Below are 13679 nucleotides of genomic sequence, written 5' to 3'. Positions count from 1 at the left end.
GCGTCGACTAGGTCATTTGCACGGCTGTTGGTGCTGAAGCCGGTGCGCGAGTGCAGCGAGAATAGATGGGGCATAGAATCTCTCAAGGGCTATACGAGTCGGGTCGACCGTTCGCCGCTGGTGGAGCCGAACGGCGGTTTCGAGCCGTCGTCGATAGTCGGCGACGTCGATCCCGAATTCGGACCGGATTCTCTCGGGTGTCGGCAATCCGATCGGTGTCCAGAAAATTGCGAGATCGAGGATGTCGTCGAGATGCTCACTGGACGTCGTCATGGCTTCTTCTCGCCTGGGTGCCGGAGACGTCGGCGGCCCAGTCGCATGTCGTGATACGCGCTTCGTTGAGCGCCCGTGCTGCGTCATGTGCCTTCGGAGCCGTTTCTTTTGGCCGACGATCCGGTCCAGGATGGGGAGCGCCTCGGACATCGTGCGCTCACCGAGCGCGCTGAGGAGCGTCAAGACGTTGACGATCTGGGCCGGAGTTGCACCGTGCGCGAGTGTATTTCGCATGTGGATCCTGAGCCCTGGGCCGTAGAGGTGTGTGGCTGTCGCGTCGAATTCGATGTAGACCAGTTCTTTGAGTCGGGGCGGTAGTGGTCCTGTCTGCCATGGAGGTCGTGGCCCGGCCGCACAGTGATCAGTAGTTCGCGTAGCTTCCGCCGGGCCCTCCTCCACGTCCCGGTGACCGCAGAGGGCCACGACAGCGCAGAGGTCAGGAGGAAGTGCTCTCCCCCACGCCGTAGAACTTCCCATCCAGGTAGATCAGTGGGGCACCGTCACGGTCATGGCCGACTTCGACCAACTCCAAGACGATGATGACGTGATCGCCGCAGTCGACCTCGTTGGTCACCGTGCACAGCAGCCAGGTCATGGCGTCCTTCAAGAACACCGCACCCTCAGCGGTCTCGTGCAGACCGAACCCGGTGAACCGCTCGGCCGCGGGACCGGAGATCTGCCGGCAGATCGCGCCTTGGTTCTCTGCGAGCACCGAGACGCCGATGTGAGAAGCCTTGCGCAGCTTCGGCCACGTGGTGGACGCCTTGCGGATCGAGAATGTAATCATCGGCGGGTCGAAGGAGATCCCGACGGCGAGGGATGTCGCGACGATGCCCACCGGCTCGCCGTCCACCATCGCGCACAGAGCACCGACCGAGGCGGCATACCGCCGGAACACATCGCGCACCTCGGCCGAGCCGGCCGACGCCGGCGCCAGCGCCAGCGCATGGACACCGCAGCCGAACTCGGACTCGGACTCGATCGTCTGAGGAGTGGTGGTCATCGTGCCGTCACCACGTCGATGTCCGCGCCGGCGTCGATCGGAAGCAACGGTGTGTTCAGCCGGATCCAGTCGGACAGCAACTCGTCGAGCGAGTCGATCTTCGGGGTTTCGATGTAGAGGCTCTCGGTCGGCGCACTGGCGCCGAGCTCCGCCAGGAGCGGCCTGAGATTGACGTCGGGGGCCATCGCGTGGCCGCGGTCCGCACCGGTCATCACCGGAATCGCGTACACGCCCCGCAAACCAGAGGCGGAGTACCGGTCCAAGAAGCTTTTCAACAGCCCGGTGTAGCTCGCCTTGTACGTCGGAGAAGCAACAATCAGGATCTCGCTGCCGGCCACCTGGGCGGTCAGGGAATCCATCTTCTCCGACGGCCACGTGAAAATCTCACCCACGTGCTCCGCCAGGTCGATGACATCGATGGTGTCGGAAGGGACGGTCAGCCGCGCCGCAAGCGCTTCGGCGGCGGCTAGAGTCCGAGAGCCAGCCTTCGGGTTCCCAACCAATACACAAATTCGCATTCGGTACTCCCACGTTAGTAGTTCGGTGTGCACTGCGCTCACGCCGTGCACCGGCACGCCGTCGCAGCACTCTGCGCGCCGCTGTCGTGCACGACCTGAGCCGCAAGTGGCCACTTGTCACGGACCGTGTGTGACGCTTCATCACCCGTGTTCCAACACACAGAGTGCCGCACACAGTGACCGTTGCCACCGCCCTACCCGGGCGGTTACCAATCACGAGCCGGACAAGAAAATCGCCCCATCGGGGTGATGCACGACCCAGCGCTGCCGTGGTGACCGACAATGAACCCCAGCTCACCGACACCGGCACCGGCACCGGCACCGGCACGCAGATCGTCCACGGCAACAAACCGATACGTGCGTTCACCGCTCCGACACCACAGACCCCCAGGACGAGCCGTACGGCCACGTACAGGTGAGCCGCCACAACAGGCCCAGCCACCGCACGTCAACGATGTGCGCAGCAGTACAGATAGGCGACTATCCGTGAAATACCCTCCACAACAACGCAATACGACATTGCACACCACATCACTCAAACCGGATCAGAAATAAGCAAACCGGCACCCGGCACCCCCGCCAGCACCCCAGCACTCACACCAGGAGATAACTACCGCCGGCGTGTCATCACACAGGTCACCACGCCATTACACCCGCGGGTTGCCGATATCGCATCGATCCCACCCACAATCACCTCCCCACCGCCCAGAAATTAACAGCACGAAGTCAGCAGCGGTTCGCGTCGCTCACGGCGACGCCCGGGGAGGGACTACGTCATCGTGTTCGAGAAATTCTCAGACCAAGCCCGCCAAGTGGTTACCCTCGCCGCCGGCGCCGCCCGCACCCACCATCAGAACTGAAGTCGGCACCCAGCACCTTCTTCTCGGGATCCTCGACGCCGGCGGCCCCGGAGCAGCAGCACTGACCTCCTGGGGTATCACCACGCCGGCACGCGAGAGCAAGCTCGACGCGCTCAGCACCCCGTGGGCTCCGCCCAAGCCGCCGGACACATCCCCATCACCGAAGAAGACGAAGAAGGTCCTCGAAACCAACCTCCACCACACCGCCCTGCTCGGACACGAGCAGATCGGCACCGCCCACCTCCTCCAGGCCCTGCTCGACGACCCCACCTCCACCTCCGCGAGATGCGGTCCAACCTCACACGGTCCGACGCACCTCGTCGAGGTGCGCCCGGACGACCGCCAGCGCCATCACCTCGCTGTTGAGCTTGCTCACCGCACCCGACAGCGTCTTACCGCTCTGGCCGTAGGCGTAATCGGCGGCGGCAAGCAGGTCGTCACCGAGCGGCTCATTCGGATCCGCCTTCGCCTCGTTCAGATCGAACCGCACCGCCTCGACCTCCGATTCGAGGACCCTCATCGCCTTCTCGAGCCGGGCGAGTTGCCGCTGATACATCTGCACCAGCAGCGCCTCGACCTCCGACCAACTCGGCACGTGATCACGGTGCAGGTAGGCGTGCCCGGCCCTGGTCCGCGCCACACCCGCGACCAGATGTCGATCCTGGATCAACTCCCGGAGCACCCGCACGCTCACCCCGCACTCCTTCCCGGCCGCCGACAGCGTCAGATACTCCGGGTCGGCCTTCGGATCGACCACGCGCTTGTTCGCCTCGTCCATGCGGACTAGCAGACCACACCCGGACGGCAACGCCCCTCACCCGTCGGCGCGGCGACATGCCATCACCCCAATTCACATGGCGGATCTCCACGACCGATACTGATCGCATGACGCAGCACCCGCAGGGTCCGCCCCCTCAGTGACAACGGTCCCAGCGGCCGCACGGGCAGTACCCGTGGCCGCAGCCACAGCCTCCTCGAGAACCCGGTCCCCTCACGGCGCTGTGGATCGCCTTGCGGGTCCTGGGCGGCGCGGTCGGCGTGCTCTTCCTGATCATGGCCATCAGCTTCCTTGTCTCGGAGCCGATCTGGCTGCCTGCGGCCCTGCTGTTCGCCATCTCGTGGATGCTGCTCTACTTCTCCGCGGTCGCGCCGTTGCTCACGCGCCGCAAGGCGGCCCTCACGTCACCGCAACCCGGCGATCGGGTCGGCGGCGTGCTGATGAAGATCGCGATCGGGGTTGCGGCCCCGTTCGCGTTCGTCGTCGCCACCGGGGCTGTTGACACCACCGTCCACTTCGACGAGCTCGCAGCGTACGGATCGGAGACCCGCACGTCGATGTCCGCAGTTCCCGCGCCAGCCAGTCCCGCGTCCCAGCCGGAGGCTGCCGCCGCGCCGACGGCACCCCCTGACCTTCTCGGAGTCGATGGTCCGAGCACACGGAGAATCGAAGGACGACCTGGGCGGCCAGTCCAACGTCCGGTTCGTCGCCGGCACCAACGACCCGGCCCAGATCAGTGATCTCCAGCAGCAGTGCGTGACCCACTACCTCCGCGACACCAAGGCCGCCTACTGCTACGGCTACGCCAACGAGGCGGACTACGCCCTCACCACGGTCGAATGGACGCCCGAGTCCGACGAGAGCCCGTATGGCGGCGGACGGCCCTGCTGGATCACCTACGGCGGCCAGCCACTCGAAGGCTCACCTGCCCCCGACAACGCGAAGACGGCCGTCGAGTACACGACACTCGGGTGCCCCGGTGGAGTGGGCTTCCTCGACACCGCACCGCCCGCGGAAGTTGCATGCATCAGACAGATCCGCCCGAATCGTGCGTTCCGGTGCCGGTGGCCGATCGGTCGGCTTACGGTGAGCGTTGTCGGCGACCGCCGTGGATTCATCCCGAGGAGGGGCGATGACTGCGAAGTTCGAGCTGTTCAAGGACGCCGCCGGCCAGTTCCGGTTTCACCTGAAGGCAGCGAACGGAGAGATCATCGCGGCCAGTCAGGGGTACACGTCGAAGGCGTCCACCCAGAACGGGATTGCGTCGATCAAGGCCAATGCCGCGTCCGCCCCGACCGAGGACCTGACCTGACCCCACGCTCATGCGGCCGGAGATCGAGGTCGGACGGCCGAGCTGCTTGCGCGCCTGGGGATGGGGTACTCGCCTCCTACGTTGCGGACCGGTTCCTACTCCCGGCACCGCAGCCAGACCTCGTGCCGACCGCCATCACCCGTCGGTCGGGGTAGGGGCCGCCTCTGCCGCGCGCGGGCCGAGACACGTCGCCCCTCTCCCGCGCGAGGCCCAGGGTGCTACAGCTGGAGACTGTCGGTACCCCGCACACTCTCGCCGGCACTCCCGACTGCTACTCGACCGCCTCGTCCTGTCCCTCCCGCGGGTCGTCCGGTGACGGATCGACGGTGAGGTCGTCGGTGTCGGCGAACACCAGCCGTCCGTCATCGAGGGCCACCGCCCACCGATGCACCGGCGCCCACTCATGGCCGCGGTCCTGCTCATGAATCAGGTCGGTGTAGTCCTCCACCACCGCTCCCGTCGCGGCCGCCTCCGCGAGCCTGCGGACCAGGACCCGGGCCCCGACCCGGAACGCATCACCGAGTTGCGGTGCCTGCTCTCCTATCTCGGCCATGTGCTCCCCTTTCTCCTTCGCTGGCACTCCGGAGCATGAACCCCCCGCCCGTCACCGGTAGGCGGCGGCCGTCCCGAGTCGCGCAGTGCCGATCCCGACGGCACGACCGGTGCCTGTCCCCGCATCTTCCTCCGGTCGCTGCCGGCCTCGCCGAGGCGTACCCGACGGAGCTGTGCGCGACGGAGCTGTGACAGCGTCCTCCCACGACCGGAGGTTCGGGTGCGTTGCCGAAACATTACTGAGACAGCAGTTCCCACACATAATCGCACCGCCAGACCACAAACCTGACCACGGACGACGGTCGCGCAACTTGCCGGTTACCGATTTGCTAGACCTAACCTGCCTCCATGCCGTCGGACCGATCGTTCATCGGTCGCGGCACTGGCCCCGGCACCGGCTGTGGGAAACGGAAAGCGCGAGCGCGCTGTGCCGCGGTGGTCGTTCACCAATTCGGTACCGACGGTGTCGCGTCGGCAGGCCGTCCAGCCGCTGCTACCTCGGCGGCAATAACGCGGTGCACTGCGATGTATTGCCTCTGCTGTTCGACGTGGTGGCGTTCCTGTCCGGCCACCCGGGTATCCGATCTCGTCGCCGGCGTTGTTCCGCAAAGCTCGGCGAGGGTCATCGGAAGGCGGTGGCGACCTTCGCCCACGACAACCACATCCAGCCTCGCTCACTAGGACTCGTCCTGCTCCCACGGCGGCAGGTCGTCGACGATCCACGGCAGCGGAACCGCGAGAACGCCATGGCCACCCACAAGTTACCAACGACACCGTAGACCACCGCCGACAGCACGAACGCGAGGGTCCTCAACGACATCCCGATCACGTACCGGCGCACACGTACCCGATGCCGCTCCTCGAGTGACACCGATGCCGTGGTGATACTGACCGGGTCGCGGGCGGTACCACTCGCCGTGATGGCCCACCAAGAGCTCGGACCCGTGATGGCGGACCGCAGCGCGTGCGCAAAGCTCACCGCCCGGGAATACCCGGTAACAGTGAACCGAACCATCCGAGGGCCGCCGTTACCCCAGGTTCATTCGCAATACCTCAGATCAAGTGGCAGAGGTCCATTGCCATTCGATCCGAGGCACGAACGGGTTATTGACCAGGGGTGCCTCAGCAATATGGCAGTGCAAGGTCGCCTTCCTGCCACATTGTTGAGGCAAGTCGACGTCGAGCGGTGAGAGGCCTGTTTCGAAACGCGCCGGTAGACAGCCGGTCTGCCTCAACTTGATGGCAGAAAGCCGCGGTTACCTCAGGTTCATTCGCAATACCTCAGATCAAATGGCAGAGGACACCTACAACGACCGCAGGTTCCACCGGGCGATGTCAGTTATGTCGTCCCTGACCTGAGGTTTTCCGGATATCTGTCGGTGACGGACTCCGGCGATCTTGTCGGTTTCAGGTCCCCGAAGTGTCGCTTCGTGAGGGGATTCGATGCGGCACCCCCTCATCAAACGCACAGTGGGATCGTCAGCCCCAGAAAATGCAGGTCGGGTCCCGGTCGAGTTCGGTCAGCAGGGTCTTGAGGTGCGGCGACGGCGCCAGCCGGTCGTAGGCATGAAAGCGGAGATTGCGGTCCCGCCAGTACAGACTCCAGGTCCTCGTGGCCTTGGTATAGCGCAGCCGGGCGATCGGCAGGCTGGTCCACTCCGGCCCGACGTCGTCGCACCAGGGGGCGCGCCGCTCGACGATGGTCAGGTGCCGCGCCGCGACCTCACATTCGAGGCGAACCTCATGCCGGGCGTGCTCGGGAACCCGGGCACCGCACCACCGCTGCACCCGCGCAATATCCAACTCCGGCAGACCGGGAACCGCCCCTCCCGGCCGCGACGGCACATCGCCGGTTCTGTCGCCCGCGGCCACCAGTGCCGGGGGTGAGCTGTGCGGGTTCTCGACGGCCTCACTGAGTACGGTGAACGCGGCGTCGAGGCGCTGCTGGCGGCGCCGGTTCGGTTCGTGGTTGGCGTCGGCGGCCACGTACCCGATCAGCTCCTCGAGGTCGTCGCCGCCGACCGGCAGGATGATGTCGTCGCCGTCGACACACGCGCGGAAGACGACGCGTTCGCAGTCGGTGTCCAGCAGCATGATGCCGCGCAGTGTCGCGGCCACCTCGTCGGGGATGCGAAGGCGGTGCACCGAGCTGATCCCGACCGGTCGAGCGCGTCGGAGGTCGAACGGTGAGCCCTCCCAGTCGCTGATGCGTCCCCCGTCACCACAGGTGCTGCACTCCCAGGCGATGGGGCCCTCGGTATCGGCGCGGAGAACGAACATCCGGCCGGCGCAGCGGCGGTTACCCGGACGTCGCCGGCACGGCAGCGCGCTCAGCCAGCGGACACCGGTGTCACCGGCGGTGGCGGCGCGAACCAGGTCATACAGCTGCTCGGCGAGACGGCGTGCAGGCCCGGGGACCTCATCCGGCAGATCGAGGAAATGACGCAGATCGGTGACGAACACGCTGCAGAAGGTACTCGCCTCCGAGCCCGCGTTCTCCGCCCGGATCGTCAACCCGGGCACATCCGAGTCGTGACGTGGGCGTCACCCGAATGTCGCTGCCACCTGCGTACCATCGAAATGGTCTCGGTGGAATCCCTTTCGGAGGCCGACGTGGGTGGACTCGGTATCGATCTCGGCACTGCCAACACTGTCGTCGGGACCCCCGACGACGGCATCGTCCTGAACGAGCCGTCCTTCATGCTGGTTCGGACCAAGGATCCCCACCGTGCCCTCGCCATCGGCGCGGATGCGCGTTGTCTCGTCGGCCGTACTCCGATCGGAATCACGCCGGTGCGGCCGCTGCGCGACGGGGTGATCGTCGACCTCGACTCCGCCCGGGCCTTCGTCACGGCCGTCGTCAAGCGGGTGTCCCCGGCCCGGCGATACGGTCTGCACCCGAAGGGGGTCATCTCGGTGCCCGCGGGCGCCACCCCGCTCGAACGTCGCGCCCTGCTCGAGGTCGGACACAAGGCCGGCCTGCGGAAGGTCTGTCTGATACCGGAGCCGGTCGCGGGGGCCCTCGGCTGCGGGATCAATCCGCTCGAACCGCGCGCCCACCTCGTCGTCGACATCGGCGGCGGCACTTCCGAAATCACCGCCATCTGCTTCGGCGGCATTCTGTCCCACCGCAGTTGCCGGCTCGCCGGGGACGAACTGACCAACGCCCTGTATCAGTACCTGCGGTCCGAGCACAAGATCGTCGTCGGCGAGCTCACCGCCGAGCGCGCCAAGCTCGGCGCACCCGACACCGAGGAGGGGCAGTCGCTCGTCGTGGAGGGCCGCGATGCCGTCACCGGCCGGGCACGACTGGTCACCCTCGAAACAGAGGAGATCGTGGATGCGTTGCGGCCGACCACAACCGGAATCGTGCAGACCCTGACCGAGGTTCTCGAGGACCTTCCTCCCCAGGCGATCGGTGACGTGATGTCGGAAGGGCTACTCGTCATCGGTGGCGGGGCGCTGCTGCGTGGTCTGTCGCAGCTGCTCGAAGAGTCCTTCGGGTTCCCCGTGAAGACGGCCGAACGCCCGCTCACCTGCGTCGCCGAAGGCGCGACGGCGTGTCTGGTGCACCCTGAGGTGGTTTCCGCCTACGGCGCATGATCACCGATTCGGCGCCGGGACGGGTGGCCGCGGAAAGTAGTGTTCGAGAAGTTTCGGCTGGACCTCTTGTGATATTTCTCGGACTTTCCGATTGAGCCGGCTCGCTCTGCGGCGCGATGCCACACGTGGATCCGCGACTGGGGACCGCGCCGCGGCCCGGTCCGAGCTCGCCGCCGCCGAACGGGAACCCGATCCGGTGCTGCGGGCCCGCCCCCCTGGTCGAGGCGCTGGTCTGGCTCGACGCCGTGCTCAACGCCGACATGTCCCTCGTCGCCGCCGCGGTCTAGTCTGATTTCCCGGACCGCCTATCAGTCGTCGCGGCGATCGAGCAGCGGTATTGGGCTCTGTTCGCCGCGCTGGCCATCCTTGTAGTCGCGTTGATCGTCGGCGGCTATTTGCTGGTCGTAAGAGATGGCGGCGACGGTCAGGGCGAGGTGTTGCTCGAGGCGGCGTCATCGGAAGGGGATTTTCCGTGGACGCCGTCGGTAGCGGCTCCGGCCGCTCCGACAACCGTGCCCTCGGCTCCGCCTGTGGTGCCGAGCACCTCGGATCCGGACCGGCCCGGGTTGATCGCGCCCCGCTCCCGTCGGGTTGCGGCCGGGCCGCCGAGGGGGGCACCGCGCCCGTGACGTTGGTCCCTTGCGGGGCGGTGCCGGGCCTCCGATGCTTGTCGTATGTCAGTCGGACGCACGATCGTCGGGGCCGCCGGGGCGGCGGTCGTCTACGGGGCCTGGGTACGTCCACGGCTCGTGCGGTGGGGTGCGACGGATGAAGAAGTTGCGGGGCCGTATCCCGGCGGTGACCTGGTTCCCGGCGGTGAAAGGGGCGGGGCGATGGCCGTCACGATCGACGCCCCGCCGGATCAGGTCTGGCCGTGGCTGGTCCAGCTGGGCGGGGATCGTGGGGGATGGTACTCCTGGGACCACCTGGACAACGCCGGTCGCCCGAGTGCTCACAGAGTCCACCCCGAGTGGCAGGACCTCGCCCTCGGCGACCACGTGAAGTACTGGACACGCCGCCACGGCCCCGTGGACGCGTGGGAGGTTGCAGCGCTGGAACCGAATCGGTTCCTGGGACTGCGCGGGTTGAGCGATCTTCGAGGCCGCGGTCTCGATCCCCGGCAGCCACGGCCGTCGGCCTACACGGAAGGACTCTGGGGCTTCCTGTTGAAGGAGTCGCCTGGCGGGCGCACCCGTCTGGTGATCGGCGGCTATCAGGTCTTCCGCCCGCGCTGGCTCGGGCGTTTCGTCTTCTACTGGCTCTTTCCCCCGGTTGTCTGGATCATGCAGGCACGGATGTTGGCCGTACTCAAGCGAAACGTCGAACGAGCGGCCAAATGCGATGCTAGCTAGATCACCTCGGTAAACAAGGACCGCCCTGTGTACCGCGGCCGCCGACCACTCGAGCCGAAGGTTGTTCCGGCGCGACGGAAGGCGAACACCGCACCGCCCGCCGCAGTCGGCGCCGACTAGCCTTGACCGGCATGGCCAGATCCACTCGTTCGCACGCTCGGCGGTCCCAGCCGGCCACCTTCCAGGTCAGGGTCGATCTGGACGACGCGAAGCCACCGATCTGGCGGCGACTGCTGCTGTCCTCGGAGTTGATGCTCGACGAACTGCACGCCGTCCTGCAGCAGGCCATGGGGTGGACCGACAGCCATCTGCACCAATTCATGGCCGGGGACAACAACGTGGACCGATTCGCCGAGCAATTCCACATACAGTTCATGCTCGACGAAGGCGCCGACGGGGTGCTGGAGAACCGGGTGCGCCTCGATGAACTCCTCGCCGAACCGAAGGACCGGCTGTTCTACCGGTACGACTTCGGCGACGGCTGGGAACACACCCTCGTCGTGGAGAAGGTGCTGCCCCGGGCCGACGACGAACCGCCCGCGCTCTGCATCGGTGGCGCCCGCGCCTGCCCGCCGGAGGACTGCGGCGGGATCTGGGGATACCACCACCTCCTGCAGGATCCGACCATCGCCCACAAGCTGGTGTCCGACGATTTCGATCCCACCTATTTCTCGGTCGAGGAGACCAACGCCGGCCTGCGCGATCTCGCCGCACCGCCGGTGCCGATTCCCGAGGGCCGTGACCGGCACTTCCAGCCCGCGGCAACGGCGGTGCGATGGCTACTCACCCGGGTCGGCGGGCAGGGCATCCGACTGACCGCCGCCGGGTATCTCCCGCCCGCGGTGGTGACCGCGGCGATGGATGAACTGCGGTGGCGTGAGCTGTGGATCGGCACCTGCACCCGGGAGGACACCACCGCCCCGGTCTTCGCTCTCCGCGAAACCGCCGCGCAACTCCGGCTGCTGCGCAGATACCGCGGGCAGCTCTTGCTCACCAGGAAGGGGGCCGCCCTCCGCGACGACCCGGAGGCGCTACGCCGCTATCTGGCCGCGTCCCTGCCCACACCACCGTGGTGGGCGTCCGGGCGATACGCGACCGACGCCGGTTCCGCCGCGCCGTCGTAGCCGCACTGCCCTACCCCCATCACTCCCAGGATCATCACCGAAAGCCCACGGAAACAGGACATCCCGGTCGCGCATCGCGAAGGGACCGGTGCGTGCGGGCCGCGTTCACAGAGGGTACCTTCGGTGCGCACGTGGGTCCGCGGCTTTCGGTGCACACCAACGGCGCGGAAGCGTGCCCGCGCGGAGCGGGCCAGCAAGTAAGGGCCACCGGTCGGCGCAGCCCCGACGCGTGGCACCGGTCCCTGCGGTGGCTACCCTGACACCGCACGTGCCGACAAGTAGTGGGAGGACCCGTGAGACGCCCAACCGGTCGATGGCGAATCGTGGAGATGGACCTGTGGGATCGCGACGCGATCGACCTCGTCGAACCTGGTTTCATCGAGTTCGCCGACGACGGGACGGGCCAGTTCGGCTTCATCGCCGTCCGGGGCTGGATGGACTGCCGGACCACCGAACGCGACGACCGCACCGTCGTGGAGTTCAGCTGGGACGGTGACGACGAAGGCGACCAGGTCAGCGGGCGCGGCTGGGCCGCTCTGGTGGGTGACGCAACGCTCGAGGGACACCTGTTCGTCCATCTCGGAGACGACTCGGGCTTCCGGGCGGAGCCCTTTGTCCGTGCCGATCGGCAGGATCGGCGATGAGTGAGTACCAGTATTACGAGTTCCTCGCCGTCGACCGACCATTGGACGATCGCCAACTGGCCGAGGTCCGTTCACTGTCCACTCGCGCGCGGATCACGGCCACCAGTTTCGTCAACGAGTACCACTGGGGCAACTTTCGAGGCGATCCGAACCGGATGATGGAGCGCTTCTACGACGCGCACCTGTATCTGGCGAACTGGGGCACACAGCGGATCATGCTGCGCCTACCGCGCGGCCTGCTCGACATCGACGTCGCCCGCAACTATTGCGTCGGCGACCAGGTAATAGCCTGGACCACAGGCGAATACCTTGTGCTCGATCTGACCAGCGAGGACGAGGCCGGCGACTTCGATCCCGACGCCGTCGCACCGATGTCCGCGATCGTCGGGGTCCGCGCCGAACTCGCCGCGGGCGATCTCCGGCCGCTCTATCTCGCCTGGCTGGCCGGCTACAGCGCCGGGGAGGCCGGCGAGTACGCCGTCGACCACGACGCTGAGGAACTCGAGCCACCCGTGCCACCCGGATTGGCCACGCTCACCGCGGCGCAGCGCGCCCTGGCCGACTTCCTCCGCGTCGACGACGACCTGCTCGCCATCACGACCCAGACCAGCGCACCACTCGCCGAGACCACCGACGTCCCCGGCGAACTCGCCGCCTGGGTGCAGGCCATGCCCGTCGCCGAGAAGGACCGGCTCCTGCTGCGGATCGCCGAAGACCACGCCGCCGCCGTGACCGTACGGGCGGAGATGCTGCGCCGCTTCCACGACGAACACACCACAAGCACACCCGCTCCACCCCGACGGACCGTGGCCGATCTTCTCGACGCCGCAGCGCGCCTCCGGGCCGACCGTGAACGCCAGGAGGCCGCCCGGCGGGCCGAGCAGCAAGCCCGCCGGCGCAAGGCGCGCGCCCTCGCCCGCGAGAAACGAATAGACGAGTTGGCCCGCGACGAGGAGGCCACGTGGTCGCGGATCGACGCGATGATCGCCACCCGGAAGCCCGACCAGTACGACGCCGCCGCCGCGCTGCTCACCGATCTGCAGGCGCTCGCCGACCGCGACGGCCGACGTGACACCTTCACCCAGCGCAGCCAGGCGTTACGTCACACACACGCGCGCAAACCACGCCTCATCGAACGCCTCGACCGGGCAGGCGTGTGAACCGGCAGAAGCAGTGATGGGTGCCGCAAGGGAGTGCCCGGTCACCAGCGAACTGCGGTAGTGCCACCGAAAGCCGGAGCTGCACATGCCGCCGCGGGATCGTGACTCGCGCTCGACGCCGCTGATTTTCGCCGGGGTCCGGGTCGATCCTTGCGGTCAGGACGAGGACCGATCAGCATCCGCGCGGTGGCAGATCGTGGTGACCTCCACCGTGCGATGCGCGTCGTCAATCGGATTCAGCACCGGCCAACGGGGTCGAGGCCGCCCGAGACCGGGCGCGAGCCGACCAAACTAGCGGCGTCAGGCCATCACCGTCCCCGGCTCGCGTCGACGCGCGGAGCACAGCGAACACCCTCGGGGTAGCCGGCAATCGTGAACGTGCTTGCATTACTCGGCCTGCGGAAACGGCACGTCCCCTTCAGGTCAGATCCAGTCGATGTGGACGGAGTCGATGTGGTCGAAGTGGAACCCGAACTGGTCGCTGTACCTGTCGAAGCCCT

General features: G+C 67.1%; 15 protein-coding genes and 1 pseudogene. 9 read left to right on the top strand and 7 right to left on the bottom strand.

Annotation, left to right across the window (positions count from 1 at the left end; translation table 11 throughout):
- Positions 1 to 12: 12 nt before the first annotated feature.
- The 3 genes from P3H15_RS31865 to P3H15_RS31855 form a co-directional block, all read right to left on the bottom strand.
- Complete coding sequence (locus P3H15_RS31865) at positions 13 to 456, bottom strand: hypothetical protein (protein WP_276140866.1); 444 nt, start codon at positions 454 to 456, stop codon at positions 13 to 15.
- 253 nt (positions 457 to 709) lie between these two features.
- Entirely contained in the window at positions 710 to 1276 is a 567-nt protein-coding gene (locus tag P3H15_RS31860) for a flavin reductase family protein (RefSeq protein WP_276140865.1), read from the bottom strand.
- The gene (locus tag P3H15_RS31855; protein WP_276140864.1) at positions 1273 to 1851 is read right to left on the bottom strand and encodes an NADPH-dependent FMN reductase; all 579 of its coding nucleotides are present in this window, start codon (positions 1849 to 1851) and stop codon (positions 1273 to 1275) included. The genes P3H15_RS31860 and P3H15_RS31855 overlap by 4 nt, the downstream gene beginning before the upstream one ends.
- Positions 1852 to 2415: 564 nt before the next feature.
- Here P3H15_RS31855 and P3H15_RS55820 point away from each other — a divergent pair.
- Positions 2416 to 2907, top strand: a pseudogene (locus P3H15_RS55820) (Clp protease N-terminal domain-containing protein); the annotation flags it as partial.
- Positions 2908 to 2952: 45 nt separating this feature from the next.
- Here the strand turns inward: P3H15_RS55820 and P3H15_RS31845 are convergent.
- Positions 2953 to 3432, bottom strand: a complete 480-nt coding sequence (locus P3H15_RS31845) for a hypothetical protein (RefSeq protein ID WP_276140913.1) — start codon at positions 3430 to 3432, stop codon at positions 2953 to 2955.
- A 233-nt stretch (positions 3433 to 3665) separates the two neighbouring features.
- Between P3H15_RS31845 and P3H15_RS31840 the strand changes: the two genes are divergently transcribed.
- Positions 3666 to 4172 (top strand): hypothetical protein, encoded by a 507-nt coding sequence (locus tag P3H15_RS31840; RefSeq protein ID WP_276140863.1) that lies wholly within the window; start codon positions 3666 to 3668, stop codon positions 4170 to 4172.
- Between the two features lie 392 nt (positions 4173 to 4564).
- Positions 4565 to 4744, top strand: a complete 180-nt coding sequence (locus P3H15_RS31835; protein WP_276140862.1) for a YegP family protein — start codon at positions 4565 to 4567, stop codon at positions 4742 to 4744.
- 271 nt (positions 4745 to 5015) lie between these two features.
- Here P3H15_RS31835 and P3H15_RS31830 read toward each other — a convergent pair whose 3' ends face one another.
- From P3H15_RS31830 to P3H15_RS31820, 3 genes are all read right to left on the bottom strand, one after another.
- A complete protein-coding gene (locus tag P3H15_RS31830; RefSeq protein WP_276140861.1) occupies positions 5016 to 5297 on the bottom strand; it encodes a hypothetical protein in 282 nt (93 codons plus the stop codon).
- Between the two features lie 621 nt (positions 5298 to 5918).
- Entirely contained in the window at positions 5919 to 6311 is a 393-nt protein-coding gene (locus tag P3H15_RS31825) for a DUF3099 domain-containing protein (protein WP_276140860.1), read from the bottom strand.
- 464 nt (positions 6312 to 6775) lie between these two features.
- Entirely contained in the window at positions 6776 to 7759 is a 984-nt protein-coding gene (locus P3H15_RS31820) for a DUF3024 domain-containing protein (RefSeq protein ID WP_276140859.1), read from the bottom strand.
- A gap of 150 nt (positions 7760 to 7909) precedes the next feature.
- Between P3H15_RS31820 and P3H15_RS31815 the strand changes: the two genes are divergently transcribed.
- The 6 genes from P3H15_RS31815 to P3H15_RS31790 all read left to right on the top strand — a co-directional run bounded on the left by P3H15_RS31815 (position 7910) and on the right by P3H15_RS31790 (position 13179).
- Complete coding sequence (locus tag P3H15_RS31815) at positions 7910 to 8899, top strand: rod shape-determining protein (RefSeq protein ID WP_276140911.1); 990 nt, start codon at positions 7910 to 7912, stop codon at positions 8897 to 8899.
- Between the two features lie 125 nt (positions 8900 to 9024).
- The gene (locus tag P3H15_RS31810; RefSeq protein ID WP_276140858.1) at positions 9025 to 9186 is read left to right on the top strand and encodes a hypothetical protein; all 162 of its coding nucleotides are present in this window, start codon (positions 9025 to 9027) and stop codon (positions 9184 to 9186) included.
- A 387-nt stretch (positions 9187 to 9573) separates the two neighbouring features.
- On the top strand, positions 9574 to 10251 hold the full coding sequence (locus tag P3H15_RS31805; RefSeq protein WP_276140857.1) for a hypothetical protein: 678 nt from the start codon (positions 9574 to 9576) through the stop codon (positions 10249 to 10251).
- Between the two features lie 131 nt (positions 10252 to 10382).
- Positions 10383 to 11375, top strand: a complete 993-nt coding sequence (locus P3H15_RS31800; protein ID WP_276140856.1) for a plasmid pRiA4b ORF-3 family protein — start codon at positions 10383 to 10385, stop codon at positions 11373 to 11375.
- Positions 11376 to 11668: 293 nt separating this feature from the next.
- Complete coding sequence (locus P3H15_RS31795; protein ID WP_276140855.1) at positions 11669 to 12019, top strand: hypothetical protein; 351 nt, start codon at positions 11669 to 11671, stop codon at positions 12017 to 12019.
- Complete coding sequence (locus tag P3H15_RS31790; RefSeq protein WP_276140854.1) at positions 12016 to 13179, top strand: hypothetical protein; 1164 nt, start codon at positions 12016 to 12018, stop codon at positions 13177 to 13179. The genes P3H15_RS31795 and P3H15_RS31790 overlap by 4 nt, the downstream gene beginning before the upstream one ends.
- Positions 13180 to 13679: the final 500 nt, after the last annotated feature.

The organism is Rhodococcus sp. T2V (assembly GCF_029269925.1).
Classification (GTDB): Bacteria; Actinomycetota; Actinomycetes; order Mycobacteriales; family Mycobacteriaceae; genus Rhodococcus_F; species Rhodococcus_F koreensis.
This window is presented reverse-complemented; position numbering and strand designations above follow the sequence as displayed.